The sequence below is a fragment of the Moorena sp. SIO4E2 genome, assembly GCF_010671945.1.
Taxonomy (GTDB): Bacteria; Cyanobacteriota; Cyanobacteriia; order Cyanobacteriales; family Coleofasciculaceae; genus Moorena; species Moorena producens.
The window spans coordinates 1-1,207 of the sequence record NZ_JAAHIE010001329.1 but is presented as its reverse complement, the minus strand read 5'-3'; the positions used below and the strand labels follow the sequence as shown (position 1 = coordinate 1,207).

Genomic DNA, 1,207 nt, shown 5'->3' with positions numbered 1-1,207 from the left:
TAGCAAACCTGATCGCTTTGTCAAGATTTCTGCCAGAGAAGATCGATGTGATCTACCATCCGCAACTTGGAACACACTCTTAAGTAATACTTATTTACAGAATTGGAAAGGAATAATTCTGAACAAAGGTGTCACCGAAATAGGAATTTACCCTATGCTTTTATGGGAACTTAAACCCCAAACCATAATTGAAATTGGTGCTCTCAATGGTGGTAGTGCTGTTTGGCTAGCAGATAACTTAGAACTTTTTGGGATTCAAGGTTCGGTTTATTCTATCGATATCGATTTATCTCTTCTAGATCAAAAAGCTAGAGATTATCGAAAAGTAAATTTTATTGAAGGAGATTGTCATAATTTGAGTGCTGTTTTACCAAAAACAATGCTCAATCAACTTCCTCATCCTTGGTTAGTTATAGAAGATGCCCATGTCAATGTTTTGGGAGTAGTGGAGTATTTTCACAATAATGGTCTAACCAGTGGAGACTATTTAATTGTAGAAGATACTAACAAATCTATCTGGGATTATGGGAGCGAGAATTGGGAGGATCAAGAAGAATATGAAAAAGGAAGGCAAAAAATGTCTAATTTAAGAAGTTGGTTGCTTGACCATGAAGATGAGTATTTGATTGATACTTACTATCAGGATATGTACGGTTACAATGGATCGAAAAATTGGAATTCCATTCTTATAAAAGTCTGATGCTGCACTAGAAAAGTTAAACTTGATAGGCGATCGCTAATTGCATCAGGTCCAAATCCCTTGAAAATCACATTGGTGCTATTTGGTATTTTGTCCATCCCACATTCCGCACTTCGTTTTGTAGTACAAAAGGTGACAGAGCGGAGGGTCTTCCTGTCTAAGTATAAATACGGATGGAACAATCCCAGAAAAAGTCAAATCATCGACTTGTGGTCTATCCAGAGTTGGTATCTAAAAACTGTGTTAAATTCAGATGAAATCATCATAAAAAATATAGATCATCTTGGATTACAAGGGTCGATTATCAGAGTGGGAGAGTTTGAGAGGGAAAAGAATACCCCGTCCTCAAAGGTCGGGGTATTCTTTTCCCTCTCAAATAGTGTTAATATAAAAAGTAAGGGTCTCAAAAAAAACTGGGTATTGACCCTACTCAGCTACCCTGGCCATAGGCCACGCTACGCGAACGGTGCGCGGGAAAGTTACGCCCATGGAGATAACAACCAACGT

Annotated in this window: 2 protein-coding genes; both read left to right on the top strand. The window is 38.1% G+C overall.

Features of this window, described 5'->3' with window-relative positions:
• Window positions 1-700 (top strand): CmcI family methyltransferase (locus F6K37_RS43410; protein ID WP_287257345.1); only part of this gene is annotated, 700 nt, incomplete at its 5' end.
• 60 nt (window positions 701-760) lie between these two features.
• Window positions 761-1,207, top strand: a 447-nt coding sequence (locus tag F6K37_RS43405; RefSeq protein ID WP_287257344.1) for a hypothetical protein, incomplete at its 3' end; no start/stop codon positions are given.